The organism is Shinella sp. R2-11 (assembly GCF_055330205.1).
Genome location: NZ_JBVAPC010000002.1, coordinates 499405 through 517185 on the forward strand (window position 1 = coordinate 499405; position 17781 = coordinate 517185).

A 17781-nucleotide genomic window follows, 5' to 3' on the forward strand; every position below is an offset into this window, starting at 1 on the left:
TAAAAAGGGGCACGCCTCCCTGGAGGCGTGCCCCTTGCATTCATGAGCCGGTTCGCAGGATCAGCCCTGGACCTGCCGTGCCGAGCGCGTGGCGGCGAAGGCCTTGCGCATGTAGTCGTCGCGACCGTAGACGTCGTCGAAATACTCGACCGCGCCGTTCCTGTTCGGCCAGGCAGTGAAATAGGCGATGTAGATCGGGATATCCGCCTTCACGCTCAGCGCCTTGTTGCGGCCCGCCGCGATCTCCTTGCCGACATCCGCCTCGCTGACGCCGAGCACGGCCGCCGCCATCTTGCGCGGCTCGGCAAGACGCACGCAGCCGTGGCTGAGCGCCCGCATGTCCTTCTTGAAGAAGCTCTTCGACGGCGTGTCGTGCATGTAGATGGCGTGGCTGTTCGGGAAGAGGATCTTCAGTTCGCCCAGCGCATTGTCGCCACTCGGCGGCTGGCGCACGGAAACGCCGGCGGTCGAGCCGCTCCAGTTGACGGAGGACGAAGGCACCGCCCGGCCGCCCACGGCCACCTCGTAGCCCATCCGGTCGAGATAGGACGGGTCGTTGCGCAGCTTCGGCAGCATCTCGTTGATGATGATCGACTGCGGCACGCCCCAGTACGGATTGACCTCGACGGTCTGGATGCGGTCCTCGAAGAAATAGGTCTGGTTCGACTTGGAGCCGACGACCGTGCGCATCGAGAACTTTTCCGCGCCGTCCTCATGGTAATAGACCATGAAGGCCGGCTGGTTGATGAAGACATGGCGCGCGCCGAGATCGGTCGGCAGCCAGCGGGCCTGTTCCAGCGCCACTTCGAGCTTGGCGACCTTGTCGACCACCGAATCGCCGCCGACGAGCTTGCGGATCGATGCCTTGCCGACGACGCCGTCCGGCTTCAGCCCGTTCTCCTTCTGGAAGGCCTCGACGAGCGCGACGAGTTCCTGCGTATAGTCCGGCGTGCCCGCATAGCTTGCGATGGTCACCGAATGGTCGGTCTTCAGCGCATCCGAGCCGTGCTTGACGATTCCCTTGACGATATTGGCGAGCTCCGGGCTGCTCTGGCCCGGCTTCAGCAGGGTGTTTTCGGCGATCACCACGCGGTCGTCGCCCTCGGTCTCGGCACGCAGCCTGGCAAGCTCGGCCTTCAGCGCCTGGAATTCGGCATTGGCCGGCGAGCGGCTTTCGAGATAGCCCTTCACGTTGCCGCTCAGCGCCACGTTCTTCAGCGCCGCGACGAGATTGACGTCCTTGCGCTTAAAGTCGTGATAGCCGGAAATGCGGTTCGGATCGATGCGGCCGCGCACGGCGTCCTGCACATAGGTCGCGACGGCCGACGAAAGGGCGATCTCGAAGGTCGCAAGCTCGCCGTAGCGCGCGTTCATGTCGGCGCTGTCGAAGCTGTCCGAGGGGATCTGCACCGCATAGTCCCAGGGATCGAGGCCGACGGCGGCGGCATCGGCGAGCACCGCGATGGCGGCCTTGGCCTTCTCGTTGATGCCGGCGCCCTCGACCCAGACGAGTTTCTTGTGGTCGGCGTAGAACGTCTCGACCGCCTTGGCGGCATCCGGCGTGGTGCGCACGTTGACAGAGGCGAAGGCGGCGCGGATGCCGGAATCTCCGGCCGGCACGATGTCCGCGGAGATCGAGCTGGTCACGACTGGATCGGCCAGCTTGTCGACGGCGACGCGCTTCAGGGCGTCGGCCTTGTAGGTGTAGTAGCGCGGGCCGGTGACGCGCGGCAGGGGCTTTGCCTCCTGCCTTGCTTCGGCGTTCGGCATCACCGCGCCGGTCTGCACGCCCGGAAGCTCCTCTCGCTTCGGCTCCTTCTTCTTGCCGCCGCGAAGGATATCCATCAGCGTGATGGCATTTGCGGGCGCGGCGTGCAGCGTGATGGTGGCGCAGGACAGAGCCAGCGCAGCGGCCAGCACGGCAGTCTTTGTCAGCTTCATATGTATTCCATTCCCCGAATGAACCGCACCTTGCGGTCTCTGGCGGCGCCCGAACCAGCAGGCCGGTAAGTTATAGGAAAGGATGGTGAATGAAAAGGAAACGCCCTTCCCCGCCGGCCCTTCCGGACCTCACGAAACCGTTATGCCGGAACCTGGAAAACAGGACGGGCGACACCCGGTAAAAATTTGAATTGACGCGGATTTTTTTGCCCGGAGCCAGTTTTCCGACCCCTTCGGCAGAAAATCATAAAAAATTTGTGCCGGCGGTTGTGATGGAAAAGGCACAGCGCCCGCGGCGCCTTCGAGCCCCCCTGCGGGACCATATCCGCCGCCTAATCGATTTTAACCGAAAGTCTCGTCCCGCACCGCCAATCCGCCCTTGCAACCGGGTCTGAGATGGGCCAGAGATTTGCGCGATTTTTTCGCGCCAGCGCGGCCCTCCCCGAACGGCCCGCGCTCGCCCGGCCTGCCGCGCCCCATGCGGCGGCATCGCCGGCGGCAGGATGGAGCGCATGGGCTTTAAAGCGGGAAGCACAATGACATCGACGCGCACGGAAACGGATACATTCGGCCCCATCGAAGTGGACAACAGCCGCTATTGGGGCGCGCAGGCCCAGCGTTCGCTCGGCAACTTCAAGATCGGCTGGGAAAAGCAGCCGCTTTCAGTCGTGCGCGCCCTCGGCATTGTCAAGCAGGCCGCCGCCCGCGCCAACATGGAGCTCGGCCGTCTCGACCCGAAGCTCGGCGAAGCGATCGTCGCCGCCGCGCAGGAAGTCATCGACGGCAAGCTCAACGACCATTTCCCGCTCGTCGTCTGGCAGACGGGCTCGGGCACCCAGTCCAACATGAACGCCAACGAGGTGATCTCCAACCGGGCCATCGAAATGCTCGGCGGCGTCATGGGCTCCAAGAAGCCGGTGCATCCGAACGACCACGTCAACATGAGCCAGTCGTCGAACGATACCTATCCGACGGCCATGCACATCGCCTGCGCCGAGCGCATCGTCCATGACCTCCTGCCGGCGCTCAAGCACCTGCACGCCGCGCTCGAAGCCAAGGTCAAGGCCTTCGACCACATCATCAAGATCGGCCGCACGCACACGCAGGACGCCACCCCGCTGACCCTCGGCCAGGAATTCTCCGGCTATGCCGCGCAGGTCGCCTCCTCGATCAAGCGCATCGAACTGACCCTGCCGGGCCTTTGCGAGCTCGCCCAGGGCGGCACCGCCGTCGGCACCGGCCTCAACGCCCCGGTCGGCTTTGCGGAAAAGGTCGCCGATCAGATCGCGAAGATCACCGGCATCGCCTTCAAGACGGCACCGAACAAGTTCGAGGCGCTCGCCGCGCACGATTCCATGGTCTTCTCGCACGGCGCGATCAACGCGGCCGCCGCCGCCCTCTTCAAGATCGCCAACGACATCCGCTTCCTCGGCTCCGGCCCGCGCTCCGGCCTCGGCGAACTCTCCCTGCCGGAAAACGAGCCCGGCTCGTCCATCATGCCCGGCAAGGTCAACCCGACCCAGTGCGAAGCCCTCACCCAGGTCTGCGCCCAGGTCTTCGGCAACCACGCGTCCCTCACCTTCGCCGGCAGCCAGGGCCATTTCGAGCTCAACGTCTTCAACCCGCTGATGGCCTACAACTTCCTGCAATCCGTCCAGCTCCTGTCGGATGCCGCGATCTCCTTCACCGACAATTGCGTCGTCGGCATCGAGGCGCGCGAGGACAACATCAAGGCCGCGCTCGACCGCTCGCTGATGCTCGTCACGGCGCTCGCCCCGAAGATCGGCTACGACAATGCCGCCAAGATCGCCAAGACCGCGCACAAGAACGGTACGACGCTCCGCGAGGAGGCCGTCGGCGGCGGCTACGTCACGAACGAGGAGTTCGACGAGGTTGTGCGCCCGGAAAAGATGATCATGCCGGGTTGAAAAAGTTTTTTTTAATATAACATGCAAAAAGGCCGCAGATCATTGGATTTACGGCCTTTTTTCTTTCTACATTCCGTTACGGAATACACAATCGTTAATCTTTCCCAAAGCTTTTGCGCAGTATTTTACGGGATGGGAGCCAACGAAGGAAATCAGGAGCAGCCGCAATGAACACGGCAGTCGCGCAGAAGGTCCAGGTGCCCGATATCGCGGCGCAGGTGACCTATGCCATGCGCATAATGGGCGTTTCTCCCATTCCGCGGAATTACGAGCTGTTCTACGAAGCCTATATCGGCTCGAACCCCAAGCTGACGCGGGAACTGGCCGCCCTCGGCAGCAAGGCCTCGCAGGAGGAACTGGACGAGATCGGCGCCCGCTATTTCGGCCATCACCACGGCGAGACCGTCATCGACGGCGCGCATACGAAGATCGTCGGCGAGCTGGAAGGCCTCCTGCGCCTTCTCAAGCAGGAACAGACCTCGCTCGAAAGCTACAACAAGCTGCTCGGCGAAACCGTCGTGCGCATCAGCGGCAAGAGCGTCGCCAGCGCCGAGATCATCCGCAGCGCCATCGGCGTCCTGACGGAAGCGACCGGCGACACCATCACCCAGGGCAAGGAGATGGTCGAGAACGTCACGCAGAAGTCCATCGAGATGGAAAACGTCCGCAAGGAGCTGGACGAATACAAGCGCATCGCTAACACCGATTCGCTGACGCAGCTCTCCAACCGCCGCGCCTTCGACGACAAGCTCTCGGCGATCTACAATTCCTCCATGTCGCGCAACGTCACCGCGCTGGTCCTTGCCGACATCGACCATTTCAAGAAGATCAACGACACCTACGGCCACCCGGTCGGCGACAAGATCCTCGCCTCCGTCGCCAGCCTGATCCGCGCGAACGTGCGCAAGGACATCCTCGTCGCGCGCACCGGCGGCGAGGAATTCGCGATGATCGTCGAGGGCAATACCGAGGAAGAGGCCATGGCGATCGCCGAGCGCATCCGCACCGCGCTGGAGCACACGCCGTTCAAGAACTCCAAGACCGGCGTGAACTACGGCCCGATCACCATCTCGCTCGGCTTCTGCATGGCCTCCTGGGCGGAAGGCCCCGGCGAACTCTACTCCAAGGCCGATATCGCGCTTTACTGCGCCAAGAACGGCGGGCGCAACCGCACCATGGCCTTCGAGGACGGCATGAAGAAGGACTTCACCAAGAGCTGGCTGATCTACCGCAAGTAGGACATCCGCTCCTGTCCCGAAACGGCGCCCTTCGCGGCGCCGTTTGCATTTCGGCAACGAAATTTTTTCCCCGACCAAATCCGGCGGAACCGTGGCGGTACCTGAGCGTTTCTACGGCAAACGGAGGATCGTGCCATGCAGAACGGATTTCTCGAAATGACGATCATCGCAGTCCTGATGGTCAGCAGCCTCGTCTGGATCCAGCCCTTCTAGAGCATTTCCGAATGCAAAAGCGCTTCGCACTTTTGCTGGAAATGCTCCAGGGGCATAAGCAAGCCGGCGGGCGCCTGTTCCCGCCGGAACATCGCGGCGCACGCCGCCGTCCTACAACGTCCCCATCGGAACACGCCGGGAAAAACGCCCCGGCCTCAAGACAGGGGACAGGACATGAAAAAGCTCGCCATCGCGCTCATCGCCGGCCTTCTTTCCACCACGGGCATCGCCGCCGCCACCGACAAGACGGTCGATCCGATCGAGGTCGCGTCGCTCTCCTCCGCCTCGCAGAAGACCGGCTGGCTGCAGGTGCTCTCCGGCGGCAAGCCGGTGAAGTCCAATGCGAAGATCGCCGCCGTCTCCCGCGCGCCCATCGCTCGCGAACTCGTCGCCTTCAACGAGGACGTCGCGCCCGGCACGATCATCGTCGACAATTCCGAGCGCCGCCTCTACCACGTGCTCGGTTCCGGCCTTGCCATGAAATATGCCGTCAGCGTCGGCCGCGAGGGCTTCATCTGGACCGGCACGGAAAAGGTGACACGCAAGACCGAATGGCCGACCTGGACGCCGCCGGAGGATATGCGCGCCCGCGAGGCGAAGAAGGGCAAGGTCCTGCCGGTCACCATGAAGGGCGGCCTCGACAACCCGCTCGGCTCGCGCGCCATCTATCTCGGCTCCACCATCTACCGCATCCACGGCACCAACCAGCCGTCCTCGCTCGGCAAGGCGCAGTCGTCCGGGTGCATCCGCATGGCGAACGAGGATGTCGAGCACCTCTATGCGCAGGTGACGCCCGGCACGACGGTCATCGTGCGCAATTGAGGAAGACCGGAACGATCAGCGGCAGGCCGATGCGCCTGCCGCTTTTGCTATTGCGATGAGTTCCGGGCGGTATTCGAAATGCATGGTGTCGTAGTGGTACCAGCGCCCGCCCCAGACGAAGCCGTGCCGCTCGAAAATCTCGACGATCTCCAGCGGATACCGGTTGGCATGGCGCGGTACCTTGCCGGGCTTGCCGCCGGACCAGACCCAGTAATCGGCGAATTTCGTGTTGAGGTCGATGGCCGCGCCGAAGCTGTGCACCGACATGTTCGGCGCGCCGGAAACCTTGCGCCAGTTGAAGGTGCCGGCGGGCGGCGCCAGGTAGCGCTTCAGCGCCGGCCTTTCCGCAAGCTCGTCCCGCACCTTTTCCAGCGCCGCCGCGGCGCCCTGCCGCTTCGTGACGCGCAATGTCGTGCCGAACCAGGCGACGGGAACGAGGTCGCCTTCCACCGCCTTCGCGGTCCGGCCATAGAGCCGCATCATCAGAGCATCGCTGCGGATGCGGCCCGGGTCGAAATCGACCACCGGCTTCGCCTCGCAGGCGCCGAGCGGGTAGATCTGCCGCAGGCTGTCCTCGATGTCCCCGCCGGCCAGCGCCGCCTGGTGATCCTTCGCCTTGCCGTCGTCGATCGGAAGCGGCTCGCCGCCGTCGCGCAGGAGAAGCATGTTGCCCTCGACGCCGGAAAGGCTCTCGGGATAGGCCTCGACGAGCAGCCCGAGCCGCGTGGCAAGCTCTGGCTCGGCCGCGCGCGCGGCCGGCACGGCCGCCGCCAGCGCGAGCGCGGCGGCGAACCAGCGCTTAGTCGACGGAGATGTTGATATAGTCGCCTCCCGCGCCGCGCCAGATTTCGACGGAGATGCGCACGTCGCCATCGAGGATGCGACGCGCGGCGCTGCCCTCGATCCGGCCGCCGCGGATCATGCGCTCGGCAAGATCGCGGTTGCGGGCGGATGCGAAGAAGCTGTCGATATCGTCGCCGGGCTGGCGGATGCCGAAGCGGTGCACATTGGCGCGATCCTGGCGGATGACCTGCCAGGGCTGGGTCAGGCGCTCGTTGCTGGAATTGTAGAGATCGTCCTGCCCGATATAGGCGTCATAGCTTTCCAGCAATTCGTCGGCATGGGCCGCACCCGTCGAAACCACCAATGTTGCAGCACAAGCCGCCGCGAAAATTCCTGTCCGCATTTCTCACTCCAAATCCGGCCGAAGCCCTTAGCAATGACAAGACGGGCGGGCAGGTCCGGATATTCGCAGCCTTCTTCAGGCGGCAAGGCGCCGCCGGTCCTCCGCAAGGAAATCGACGATGCGGTCGATCACGGGCTCCGCCGAGACGATGCGGCGATGGCCGAAGCCGTTCGCCCATTCGAGCGTCACGTTCGGCCCGGCGGCGGCATAGCGGCGGGCGTGCAGCGCCGGCACCTCCTTGTCGTCCTCGGCATGGAGGACCAGCATGGGCGTTGCGAGCCGCCCTGCCCCGTTCGCCGCATCGAAGGCCGAAAGCGGCGCGCCGGCGATTCGTTCCACATGGCTCTCCAGCGCCGCCTGCGCCCGGGGCCCGAGCTTCAGCAGCCGGCCGAGATCCTTGAAAAGCCACATCATCTCGCTCGGCGAGCCGATGGTGACGAGCCGGCGCGGCCGGTGGGCCGGCACCGAGGGCACGAGGCCGCTTGCCGCGCAGGCAAGCGATGCGCCGCCGAAGGAATGGCCGCAGAAATAGTCGAAGCCGCCGAAGCGCTGCCAGGCCGCGTCGATCGCCCGGACGGCCATCGGCAGCGTCAGCGTGCGCCCCCGCGAGACGCCGTGGCCCGGCAGGTCGAGCGCGACGACCTCATGGCCCGCGGCGACCAGCCCCTCTGTGAGGGCCGCAAGATAGGCCGTGCGCGAGCCCCATCCATGCACTACGAGGACGCGCCCCGCAAACGCCTCGCAGGGGCGCGCGGCAAAGCGGTGCGCGACGGCACTGCCGCCCTCGAAGGAAAGCGTGACGCGCTGCGCCTGCCGCATCCAGCCGCGCGAGCGGGCGAACAGCTCCTTCTCCTTCGCCGTGCCGGGGCGCCGGCGGGGCGTCGTCGCGAAGAGACGGAAGGCGGCGCGGCCGGCCGCATCGGGAGACACCGCGGCCACGCCCGAAAGCGCCAGCCGGATGACCTTCAAGCCAAAGGATGCCATAGTGGGAATCCATAAAAATGTTCAATGCTGAACAATAAAGTACAACCATGAACGAAAATCAAGCCTTCCCCTGGGATCATCCGCGCTTTCGCAGCTGGATCGGCGTGGCGCGCGCCTGCCAGCTCATGCAGCAGGCGATGACAAGGGCGATCGCGGACCTCGGCATCAAGACGCCGCATCTCGACATCCTGATCAATCTCTACCGCTTCGACGGCATTTCCCAGCAGGAGCTGGCCCGCAAGCTTCTGGTCGGCCGCTCGAACATGAGCATGCTGCTGCCGCAGCTCGAAAAGCGCGGCCTGATCGTCCGCCGCCCGGATACGAAGGACAAGCGCATCCTGCGCCTTTCGCTGACGGAAGACGGCCGAGAACTCACCATGGAAGCCATGGCCATCCAGACGGGAATGATCGAGAAGATCATGTCGCAGACGCCCGCCGACCGCTGCCTCCAGGTCGCAGAGGCGATGGAGGACATCATCCGCCTTCTCCAGACGATGGAGACGGACGAGGACGCAGAGAACTAGGGCTGAATGACGATCGGTCCTAGACGGCGGCGACGTCGTCCGCCCGGGTCGACCGCAGCGACAGGAACTCCCAGACGGCGACGCCGAACAGCACCGCGCCGGCCGCCATGAAGAGCTGGTAGGGTTCGACGACCGGCACGACCAGCGACAGCGCCAGCAGCGCGCCGATGCCGACGAGATGCGACAGCGGCGAGCGCCCGCGGATCGCCGCCTTGAACCAGATATTGCCGAGCAGGAAGACGACCGGCCCGCCGATGATGGCGCTCGCCGTCCTGAAATCGAGATGGCCGTGCGGATGGGCGAGCGCGAACTCCTCCGCCACCGCCGAAAGGACGATGCCGGCGACGATCGGAATATGGGCGTAGGTGAAGGCCATGCGCGCGATGCGGCCGGGCGTTGCCGAATGCTCGATGAGATGCGCCGCCTCGCCATGGCCGAAGCGGAAGTAGATCCACCACATGGTCGCCGTCGAGACGAAGGCCGCGGCCAGCATGAAGATGGTGAAGCCGTCGAGCAGTTCCATGCCGGCGACCGTGCGGCCGGTCACGAGGATGGTCTCCCCGAGGCAGATGATGACGAAGAGCGCGCAACGCTCGGCCATGTGCTCGCCCGACACCTGCCAGTCGCTCACCGACGAGCGACCGAGGCCGGGCACCGCGAAGCCGAGCGCCGGCGAGACATATTCGACGCCGAGCGCGACCAGCCACAGCGCCAGCCGCGCCTCGTGCTCGACGAAGGCGCCGGCCAGCCAGAACACGGCGGAAAACACCGTCCAGGCGGTGATGCGGGTGAAGTTGCGGCTGTTTTCCGGCCAGTCCCGCCGCATCGCGAAGGCGGTGAAGGCCGAGCGGCCGACCTGCATGGCGGCATAGGTCAGCGCGAACAGCAGCCCGCCGTCGCCGAAGGCGGTCGGAATGGCGATGGAGAGCATCAGGCCGAGGAACATCAGCACGAAGAGCAGGATGCGCACCGGCGTCTTGTCCGGGTCGAGCCAGTTGGTCGCCCAGGTCGTGTAGATCCACACCCACCAGACCGCCAGCATCAGCATGCCCGCCTCGACAAGGCCGAGCGCCGAATAATGCGCGGCGAGCGTATGGGAAAGCTGGATGATCGTCAGCACGAAGACGAGATCGAAGAAGAGCTCGGCGAAGGCGACCTTGCCTTCCTGCGCGGTGCCGCGCGCCCGCAGGCTCGGTGAATGGGCGAAGCGTTCGTCGTTCGGCGCCGTCATGACGGGTTTCCTCGGTTAGAGCTTTTCGAGACGACGGTCCGGCACCACCCAGAGCAGCGCGACGGCGGCGTAGATGAGGTGGGAGATCGTCGGCGAGACGAAGGCGAGCAGGATCGCGGCGAGATAGAAGAGCGGCGAGAAGCGCCCCTTGAAGTCCTTCCCCAGGACATGCCTCACCTGCTCGCGGTCGGGATGGACCGCGACGATGCGCGCCTGCAGGATGGCATAGGCGATGGCCGACAGCAGGAGGATCACGCCGTAGAGCGCGGTCGGAAGCGCCGCGGACGGGTTGTTGCCCATCCAGGCGGTGACGAAGGGAATGAGCGACATCCAGAAGAGCAGGTGCATGTTGGCCCAGAGCACGCTGCCGCTGGCATTGCCGCACACCGTCAGCAGATGATGATGGTTGTTCCAGTAGATCGCCACATAGACGAAGCTCAGGAGATAGCCGAGGAAGACCGGCACCAGCGGCAGCAACGCCGCGAAGCTCGGCTCCTTCGGCACGGTGAGCTGCAGCACCATGATCGTGATGATGATGGCGATCACGCCATCGCTGAAGGCTTCCAGACGTCCCTTGTTCATGCGCACCCCATGTCCATTCTCATTAGAGATGCCGCACGTTGGGCTGAGTCGCCACACAAGGTTGCGTAACGTCAATTCGCCTCTTCCTCGGCGTGGCGCTGGCGCTCCTCTTCCGCCGCCGCCCGCACCCTGCCGGTGCGGGCCGCAACGATATCGGCGGGCTGGGCATTGCCGCGGATGAGCTGGCGGCCCGCATAGATGCCGCCGACCGTCTCGATGGCGAGGCGCTCGCGGTCCGTGTCGCGGAATTCCTCGACCACCTCGCCCGCCAGTTCCTCGTCCTCGCCGAGCGCCTTCAGCGTCTCGCGGCTGAAGATCATGGCGGATTCGAAGGTCTCGCGGATCTGGAAGTCGACCCCGGCATGGACGAGGTCGATGGCATGGCCGCGGTCATAGGCGCGGGCAAGCAGCGGCACGAGCGGGAACTCCTCCTTCACCACCTCGGCGATCTTCACCGCCGCCTCCTTGTCGTCGACGCAGATGAGGATGGCTTTCGCCGTTGCCGCGCCCGCCGCATGCAGGATGTCGATGCGCGAACCGTCGCCGTAATAGACCTTGAAGCCGAAATCCGAAGCGTCGCGCACGAATTCCGCATCCTTGTCGATCAGCGACAGCGTATAGCCGCGGGCAAGCAGCGGCTGGCTGACGATCTGGCCGAACCGGCCGAAGCCGATCATCAGCACCGTGCCCTCGACATTTTCCGGCAGCGTCAGGCCCTCGATGGAGGGCTGGCTCTTCGGCACCAGCCGGTCGTGCAGCATGACGAAGAGCGGCGTCAGCACCATGGAGATGATGATGGTCGCCGTGAGGATGGCGTTCTGCTCGCCGTTGAGGATGCCGGCGGCGACGGCGGCGGCATAGAGCACGAAGGCGAACTCGCCGCCCTGCGCCATCAGCACCGCCCGCTCAAGGCTTTCGCCATGGCAGGTGCCGACGAGGCGCGCCACGACGTAGATCAGCAGCGTCTTCGCCACCATGTAGCCGGCGACGCTCGCCAGGACGAGCTTCCAGTTGGCGGCGATGACCGAGAGGTCTATCGCCATGCCGACGCCGAGGAAGAACAGGCCGAGCAGGATGCCGCGGAACGGTTCGATATCCGCCTCGAGCTGGTGGCGGAAGGACGATTCGGAGAGCAGCACGCCGGCAAGGAAGGCGCCCATCGCCATGGACAGCCCCGAGAGCTGCATGGCGAGCGCCGAGCCGAGCACCACGAGCAGCGCCGCCGCCGTCATCACCTCCCGCGCGCCGGATGCCGCCAGCATCCGGAAGAGCGGGTTCAACAGGTACCGCCCGGCCAGCACCAGCGCGACGATGGCGCCGATGGCAATCGCGATCGACAGCCAGCGGTCGGACGCATCCGTCGCCGCCGCCCCCGTGCCGAGCAGCGCGACGATGGCGAGCAGCGGCACGATGGCAAGGTCCTCGAAGAGCAGGATCGCGATGATGCGCTGCCCCTTGAGCGTGGAGAGCGTACCCTTCTCCTGCAGCATCTGCATGACGATGGCGGTGGAGGTGAGCACGAAGCCGGTGCCGGCGACGAAGGAGGGAATGAGCGGAAAGCCGAAGGCAAGCCCGATCCCGGTGAGCGCCGCCATGGCGCCGAGCACCTGGAACGTGCCGAGGCCGAAGATGTCCTTGCGCATGCCCCAGAGCCGCGAGGGCTGCATTTCAAGGCCGATGATGAAGAGGAACATCACCACGCCGAGCTCGGCGACATGGATGATCGCCTGCGGATCGGAGAAGAAGCCGAGGCCGAACGGGCCGATGGCGAGACCCGCTGCCAGATAGCCGAGCACCGAGCCGAGGCCGATCTTCTTGAAGACCGGCACGGCCGCAACGCCCGCCGCCAGGAGCACGACAACCTGGGTGAGATCGTTTGCGTTCGCTTCTGCTGCCAAGGGCATCTCCCGGGGGATGGGGGTGGACCCCACCTTCGGCAGGCGGTCCAGGTTTATCGCGGCTTCTCGGAAATATCGCGGCTCATGCCCTTCTCCGCAAGCTCGCGCTCGTAATCGGCAAAGAGCCCGGCGCCCTTTTCCCCGAGTTCCCGGAGATAGGACCACGTATAGATGCCGGTATCATGAAAGTCGTCGAAGCCGATGCGGATGGCATAATTGCCGGTCGGCGTCATGGAGATGATCGCGACATTGCGCTTGCCGGGCACCGTGACCTTCTGCCCCGGCCCGTGGCCCTGCACTTCCGCCGACGGCGAGAGCACGCGCAGGAGCTCGGCGGAGAGATCGAAGCTCGCGCCGTCGTTGAAGGTGACGACGAGGCGCTGGCGGTCCTTGGAGACGCGCAGCTCGGTCGGCCAGAGGTCGCTCATGCCTGATCCCTTTCCATTCGATTTCGCGAAGGACTATGCCGCAAGCCGGGGATGCGCAAGGCTGAAAATGCTGTCATAATCGCCGCATCGGCTTGACGGCGCGCGCCCCGCGCACGACATGTCGGCAAAGGAGACGTGGTTTGAATTCGCATGCAGGACCCTGGAACGGCGCGAACGCGGTCGCGCGATCCGAAGCGCCGATGATCGACCCCTTCGGGCGGGCGATCACCTATCTGCGCGTCTCGGTCACCGACCGCTGCGATTTCCGCTGCACCTACTGCATGGCGGAGAACATGACCTTCCTGCCGAAGAAGGATCTCCTTACGCTGGAAGAGCTGGACCGGCTCTGTTCCGCCTTCATCGCCAAGGGCGTGCGCAAGCTGCGCCTGACCGGCGGCGAGCCGCTGGTGCGCAAGAACATCATGCATCTGGTGCGCGGGCTCGGCGCCCATATCCATGCCGGCCGCCTCGACGAACTGACGCTGACGACGAACGGCTCGCAGCTTGCAAGGCATGCCGCCGAGCTTGCCGATTGCGGCGTGCGGCGCATCAACGTCTCGCTCGATACGCTCGATGCGGAAAAGTTCAGGACCATCACCCGCTGGGGCGAGCTTTCCAAGGTCATGGAAGGCATCGACGCGGCGCAGGCGGCGGGCCTGAAGATCAAGATCAACGCCGTGGCGCTGAAGGACTTCAACGACCGCGAAATCCCCGAGCTGATGCGCTGGGCGCACGGCCGCGGCATGGACCTCACCCTCATCGAGACCATGCCGATGGGCGAGATCGAGGAAGACCGCACGGACCGCTACCTGCCGCTCTCGCAAATGCGCGCACGGCTTTCCGAGGAATTCACCCTCACCGAAAATGCCTACCGCACCGGCGGCCCCGCGCGTTACGTGACGGTCGGGGAAACCGGCGGCCGCCTCGGCTTCATCACGCCGATGACGCACAATTTCTGCGAAAGCTGCAACCGCGTCCGCCTCACCTGCACCGGCACGCTCTATATGTGCCTCGGCCAGAACGATGCGGCCGATCTTCGCCTGCCGCTGCGCGCCTCCGAGGACGACGCGCTGCTCTCGCAGGCGATCGACGAGGCGATCGGCCGCAAGCCGAAGGGCCACGATTTCATCATCGACCGCCGCAACCGCCCGGCCGTCGCCCGCCACATGAGCGTCACCGGCGGCTGATCGCCGGAACGGAGGCCAGGTGAAACGCCTTCTTGCAGCCCTCCTCTGCACCGCCCTTCCCGCGCCCGGCGTCACCGCCGACCGCCCGGCCGGCATCGCCGCCGCCGAGGTCATCGCCAAAGCGGCTCTCGGCGAGAACTGCGACATGAACGGCATGGAGGAGGTTCCGATGGCCGGGCCCGAGGCGGAAGGCTTCGCCCATTCCGTCTACCGCTTCTCCTACAAGCCCGCCTACGACCCCGACGGCGAGGATGTTCAGGCCGAGCTCTACCTGCTCTTCTGCGGCGCCGGCGCCTACAATATCCGCAATGCCGTCGTGCTGAAGACGAGCAACGACGACACGCCGAAGCTCATCGCCTTCGCGATGCCCGACGTCGACTACAGCTATACGGACGACAACCGGAACAGGCTGAAAGCCGATCCGACCGTGCGCGGTTTCCGCGCAACGCCGCTCCTGGTGAACGCCGGTTTCGACGAGAAGAGCCGGACCATCAACAGCCACACCGCATGGCGCGGCATCGGCGATGCCTGGGACAGTGGTGAATGGGCATTCCGCAGCGGCGATTTCGTGCTGACCCGCTTCGAGTTCGACCCCACCTATGGCGACCCTCTGCCGGACGTTCCGGAAAGCTACGTCGTCTACGAGGCGGGCAGGTAGGGCCTGATGTGAAAACGGCCGGGCTTCCGCCCGGCCGCCTCCAACCGAAAGATTTTGCCCTCAGGCCGCGTGATACCGGCCGTAGCCGTCGTCCTGCCGAAGGTCGAGGTCGCGGGTCTTGAAGTGGTCGATCTTCTCGTTGAGGTTCTGCACGCGCCGGCGCAGGCCGTGGATTTCGGCGGTGTTCTCCTCCACCATCGCGGCGTTCTGCTGCGTGATGAGCTCGACCTGGTGCACCGCCTGGTTCACCTCGTTGATGCCTTCGTACTGCGCGGCCGCCGCCGCCTCGATCTTGCCGACGAGCGTATGGATCGAGGAGATGTGCTCGTTGATGACGGTCAGCGCCTCGCCTGTCTCGGTGACGAGCGCGACACCGTTGCGCACCTGCGCCGAGCTGTCGGAGATGAGGCCCTTAATCTCGCGGGCAGCGCCCGCACAACGCTGGGCAAGCTCGCGCACCTCCTGCGCGACGACGGCGAAGCCGCGCCCCGCCTCGCCCGCCCGCGCAGCCTCGACGCCCGCATTGAGGGCGAGCAGGTTCGTCTGGAAGGCGATCTCGTCGATGACGCCGATGATCGTGCCGATCTTCTCCGAGGAGCGGTTGATCTCGCCCATGGCGTCGACCGCCTTGGCCACGACCTCGCCGGAGCGCCGGGCATAGCTGTGCGTCTCATCGACGGAAACGGCGGTCTGCTGCGCGCTTTCGGCCGTCGAGCGGACGATGTCGGTGAGCTGGCGGAGCGCCCGGGAGCTTTCCTCCAGCGCCGCCGCCTGCTGCTCGGTGCGGCGGGCGAGGTCGTCGGCAGAAGCGGCAAGGTTGCCGGCGCCGCCGTTGATCTCCATCGTCGTCGCGCGGACGTCGGAAAGCGTGGCGCGCAGCGCCTCGACCGCATTGTTGTAGGTGCGGGCCATGGCGACATATTCGGCGGCCAGCGCCTCCGTCATGCTTTCCTCCAGATTGCCCGCGGCAAGCTGGCCCAGCACGTCGGAAAGCGCCGTCAGCGCCTCGGTCTGCTCCGCCTCGATGCGGGCGCGCTCGCTGGCGCGGCGGGCCTCCTCCTCCGCGGTGAGCTGGCGCTGGGCTTCGGCCTCCTGCTCCAGCCGGATGTTCTCCAGCGCGGCATCGCGGAAGACGGCGACCGAGCGCACCATATCGCCGATCTCGTCGCCGCGGTTGCGCCCGTCGATGCTGATGTCGAGGTCGCCGCTGGCAAGCCGCGACATGGCCTCGGTGACGCGCTTCAGCGGACCGCGCAGGGTTTCCACCAGCATCAGGCCGCCGATGATGGCCAGCAGCGTGCCGGCGACCATGGCGATGATGGAGACATTGGCCGAGCGCTGGCTGTCCTTCTTGCCGGCTTCCTGCGCGCTGGAGACGAACTGCTCGAGCGTCTGGCTGGCATCGGCGACCGAGGCATAGGCGGCAACACGCGCCGCCTGCCACTTCTCGCCAACGGAGATGAGGTCCTGCGTGCCCTTCTTGATCCGGGCGAGCGAGGGAGCGAGCTTCTCGGCAAGGCCGCGCAGCGCCGCATTCTTGGCGCCGAGATCGGCGAGCTTGCCGGCGCTTTCGGAAACCGTCTTCACGTCCACCAGCACGGCATCGCGGCTCGCCTGGTCGAGCTTGCGGTGCAGCTCGCTGATATGCAGGCGGGTCTCGTCGATGCCCTTGAACGTATCGCCCATCAGCGCGATCAGCGTCTTCAGCAGGGCGATCTCGGCATCCATGCCGACGAAACGCTTGGCAGCGGTGTCGGAATTCTTGCCGGCCTCCTTCACGAAATCCGCGTCGAATTTCGAAAGCCGCGTCAGCACCGGCACGAATTTCGTCTTCTTGGCCTCGGCATCGTCGCCGGCGGCGAGGATTTCCTTGATGGCGGCGATCTCGGCCTCGAGCGGCCTGATCTGCTCCAGCGCCTTGGCCGAGGCGATCGCCTTGGATTCGCCGAGCTGCTTGAGAAGCGGCGGCAGGTAGGTCTCGGCCGCCTTCACCTTGTCCTCGGCCTTCATCGCCAGCGCGACGGGCTTGCGGAACTTGCCGATGCGCTCGGCAAGGCCCTGGTAGGCGGCGGCGTCGAAGAGCAGCGCCTTGGCGAAGGCTTCCTTCTCGCCCGATTCGCCGCGGATGACGCCGATCTGCTTTTCGGCGAATTCGCCGTCGCGCGTCATGGCGGCAAGCGCGCCTTCGAGGTCCGCCGTCACGGCGTTGCGTTCCTGGTCGATGGCCCAGAGCGTCTCGCTCTGGCTGCGCATGGTCGCGGCAAGCGCGACGACGGAGGCGATCTTCGCCTTTTCCGCCGCATCGGGCAGGAGGGCATCGAGATCGTGGATGCCGGCCTCCTGCTCGTCGATCCGCGCGCCCAGCGCATCGCGCGTTTCCTGGCCCGGCCGGTCGACGAAGTCCTGAAGCCCGGTGCGCAGGTTCTGGAAATGCGACAGGCTGTTGATCGTCTCGCGCGTCACGGTCATGTGCCCGTTGAGCGTGCTCGCGGTGAAATAGCCGACAAGGCCGATGCCCGCGATCAGGGCGACGAGAGGAATGACGAACAGCAGCACCTTCGTGACGATGCGACGCTGCTGCAGCAGGCGGTCGATGAATGACATGGATTCCCCAACATGTTCTTCTTATGAGAGCCAAGATTTCCCAGGGTGCTTCTCAAAGCCGAAGCGGCCGCGCGGCTCGTCCTTCGAGCCCGGCCGTTCTCCTCGCTGTCGGGGCTTCGGCCGATCTTCCACCAGGCGGCGCGCCCTCACCCGTCGCATCATGCGATCGCTCATCGGGATGACGCAACGATAGGTGGGGAAACTTAATGAAACCCTTCGGCGGGAGGGCAGCAATTCAGGCTGGAGCGGCACGGCAACCGGGCTTTCGCCCCTCTTTCGGCATTACCCCTGATTGTTCCGGTCGATCAGGCGCGCCATTCGGCCTATGACAGGGCGATAGAGGCTCGGAATCACCCG

Annotated in this window: 15 protein-coding genes; 6 read left to right on the top strand and 9 right to left on the bottom strand. The window is 65.4% G+C overall.

The features are described 5' to 3' along the window. Nucleotides 1-60 precede the first annotated feature (60 nt). The gene (locus tag ACZ1A1_RS07095) at nt 61-1941 is read right to left on the bottom strand and encodes a L,D-transpeptidase family protein (RefSeq protein ID WP_463619322.1); all 1881 of its coding nucleotides are present in this window, start codon (nt 1939-1941) and stop codon (nt 61-63) included. 503 nt (nt 1942-2444) lie between these two features. On the opposite strand from ACZ1A1_RS07095, the gene fumC reads away from it, so the two are divergent. From fumC to ACZ1A1_RS07110, 3 genes are all read left to right on the top strand, one after another. Beyond that, on the top strand, nt 2445-3869 hold the full coding sequence (gene fumC / locus ACZ1A1_RS07100; RefSeq protein ID WP_463619323.1) for a class II fumarate hydratase: 1425 nt from the start codon (nt 2445-2447) through the stop codon (nt 3867-3869). Nucleotides 3870-4036: 167 nt separating this feature from the next. Next, nucleotides 4037-5107: a GGDEF domain-containing protein gene (locus tag ACZ1A1_RS07105; RefSeq protein ID WP_313192964.1), complete on the top strand. Its 1071-nt coding sequence runs from the start codon at nt 4037-4039 to the stop codon at nt 5105-5107. A gap of 387 nt (nt 5108-5494) precedes the next feature. Beyond that, nucleotides 5495-6142, top strand: coding sequence for a L,D-transpeptidase (locus ACZ1A1_RS07110; protein ID WP_463619324.1), 648 nt, complete (start codon nt 5495-5497; stop codon nt 6140-6142). A 15-nt stretch (nt 6143-6157) separates the two neighbouring features. On the opposite strand, the gene ACZ1A1_RS07115 is transcribed toward ACZ1A1_RS07110, so the two are convergent. From ACZ1A1_RS07115 to ACZ1A1_RS07125, 3 genes are all read right to left on the bottom strand, one after another. Then, nucleotides 6158-6904 carry a M15 family metallopeptidase gene (locus tag ACZ1A1_RS07115; protein ID WP_463619325.1) on the bottom strand — a complete coding sequence of 249 codons (747 nt, stop codon included), beginning with the start codon at nt 6902-6904 and terminating at the stop codon, nt 6158-6160. A 37-nt stretch (nt 6905-6941) separates the two neighbouring features. After that, nucleotides 6942-7328: a hypothetical protein gene (locus tag ACZ1A1_RS07120; RefSeq protein ID WP_463619326.1), complete on the bottom strand. Its 387-nt coding sequence runs from the start codon at nt 7326-7328 to the stop codon at nt 6942-6944. 75 nt (nt 7329-7403) lie between these two features. Beyond that, complete coding sequence (locus tag ACZ1A1_RS07125) at nt 7404-8312, bottom strand: alpha/beta hydrolase (protein ID WP_463619327.1); 909 nt, start codon at nt 8310-8312, stop codon at nt 7404-7406. A gap of 47 nt (nt 8313-8359) precedes the next feature. Here ACZ1A1_RS07125 and ACZ1A1_RS07130 point away from each other — a divergent pair, with 47 nt between their 5' ends. After that, nucleotides 8360-8836, top strand: coding sequence for a MarR family winged helix-turn-helix transcriptional regulator (locus ACZ1A1_RS07130; RefSeq protein WP_463619328.1), 477 nt, complete (start codon nt 8360-8362; stop codon nt 8834-8836). 19 nt (nt 8837-8855) lie between these two features. Here ACZ1A1_RS07130 and ACZ1A1_RS07135 read toward each other — a convergent pair whose 3' ends face one another. From ACZ1A1_RS07135 to ACZ1A1_RS07150, 4 genes are all read right to left on the bottom strand, one after another. Further along, a complete protein-coding gene (locus ACZ1A1_RS07135) occupies nt 8856-10067 on the bottom strand; it encodes a low temperature requirement protein A (protein WP_463619329.1) in 1212 nt (403 codons plus the stop codon). 15 nt (nt 10068-10082) lie between these two features. Next, complete coding sequence (locus ACZ1A1_RS07140) at nt 10083-10649, bottom strand: TMEM175 family protein (RefSeq protein ID WP_463619330.1); 567 nt, start codon at nt 10647-10649, stop codon at nt 10083-10085. A gap of 71 nt (nt 10650-10720) precedes the next feature. After that, nucleotides 10721-12553, bottom strand: a complete 1833-nt coding sequence (locus ACZ1A1_RS07145; RefSeq protein ID WP_463619331.1) for a monovalent cation:proton antiporter-2 (CPA2) family protein — start codon at nt 12551-12553, stop codon at nt 10721-10723. A 47-nt stretch (nt 12554-12600) separates the two neighbouring features. Then, the gene (locus tag ACZ1A1_RS07150) at nt 12601-12975 is read right to left on the bottom strand and encodes a gamma-butyrobetaine hydroxylase family protein (RefSeq protein ID WP_463619332.1); all 375 of its coding nucleotides are present in this window, start codon (nt 12973-12975) and stop codon (nt 12601-12603) included. A gap of 200 nt (nt 12976-13175) precedes the next feature. Here ACZ1A1_RS07150 and moaA point away from each other — a divergent pair, with 200 nt between their 5' ends. After that, the gene (gene moaA / locus ACZ1A1_RS07155; RefSeq protein ID WP_463619333.1) at nt 13176-14162 is read left to right on the top strand and encodes a GTP 3',8-cyclase MoaA; all 987 of its coding nucleotides are present in this window, start codon (nt 13176-13178) and stop codon (nt 14160-14162) included. Between the two features lie 19 nt (nt 14163-14181). Next, nucleotides 14182-14820 (top strand): DUF1176 domain-containing protein, encoded by a 639-nt coding sequence (locus ACZ1A1_RS07160; protein ID WP_463619334.1) that lies wholly within the window; start codon nt 14182-14184, stop codon nt 14818-14820. Nucleotides 14821-14880: 60 nt separating this feature from the next. Here the strand turns inward: ACZ1A1_RS07160 and ACZ1A1_RS07165 are convergent, their stop codons facing one another. After that, nucleotides 14881-17424 (bottom strand): methyl-accepting chemotaxis protein, encoded by a 2544-nt coding sequence (locus ACZ1A1_RS07165; RefSeq protein WP_463619335.1) that lies wholly within the window; start codon nt 17422-17424, stop codon nt 14881-14883. Between the last annotated feature and the right edge of the window lie 357 nt (nt 17425-17781).

Bases quoted from the DNA above. Each gene is read 5' to 3' on its own strand.
- ACZ1A1_RS07120 (WP_463619326.1), bottom strand. From the start codon at position 7,328: ATGCGGACAGGAATTTTCGCGGCGGCTTGTGCTGCAACATTGGTGGTT.
- ACZ1A1_RS07135 (WP_463619329.1), bottom strand. From the start codon at position 10,067: ATGACGGCGCCGAACGACGAACGCTTCGCCCATTCACCGAGCCTGCGG.
- ACZ1A1_RS07110 (WP_463619324.1), top strand. From the start codon at position 5,495: ATGAAAAAGCTCGCCATCGCGCTCATCGCCGGCCTTCTTTCCACCACG.
- ACZ1A1_RS07150 (WP_463619332.1), bottom strand. From the start codon at position 12,975: ATGAGCGACCTCTGGCCGACCGAGCTGCGCGTCTCCAAGGACCGCCAG.
- moaA (WP_463619333.1), top strand. From the start codon at position 13,176: ATGATCGACCCCTTCGGGCGGGCGATCACCTATCTGCGCGTCTCGGTC.
- ACZ1A1_RS07140 (WP_463619330.1), bottom strand. From the start codon at position 10,649: ATGAACAAGGGACGTCTGGAAGCCTTCAGCGATGGCGTGATCGCCATC.
- ACZ1A1_RS07130 (WP_463619328.1), top strand. From the start codon at position 8,360: ATGAACGAAAATCAAGCCTTCCCCTGGGATCATCCGCGCTTTCGCAGC.
- ACZ1A1_RS07165 (WP_463619335.1), bottom strand. From the start codon at position 17,424: ATGTCATTCATCGACCGCCTGCTGCAGCAGCGTCGCATCGTCACGAAG.
- ACZ1A1_RS07095 (WP_463619322.1), bottom strand. From the start codon at position 1,941: ATGAAGCTGACAAAGACTGCCGTGCTGGCCGCTGCGCTGGCTCTGTCC.
- ACZ1A1_RS07145 (WP_463619331.1), bottom strand. From the start codon at position 12,553: ATGCCCTTGGCAGCAGAAGCGAACGCAAACGATCTCACCCAGGTTGTC.
- ACZ1A1_RS07125 (WP_463619327.1), bottom strand. From the start codon at position 8,312: ATGGCATCCTTTGGCTTGAAGGTCATCCGGCTGGCGCTTTCGGGCGTG.
- fumC (WP_463619323.1), top strand. From the start codon at position 2,445: ATGGAGCGCATGGGCTTTAAAGCGGGAAGCACAATGACATCGACGCGC.
- ACZ1A1_RS07105 (WP_313192964.1), top strand. From the start codon at position 4,037: ATGAACACGGCAGTCGCGCAGAAGGTCCAGGTGCCCGATATCGCGGCG.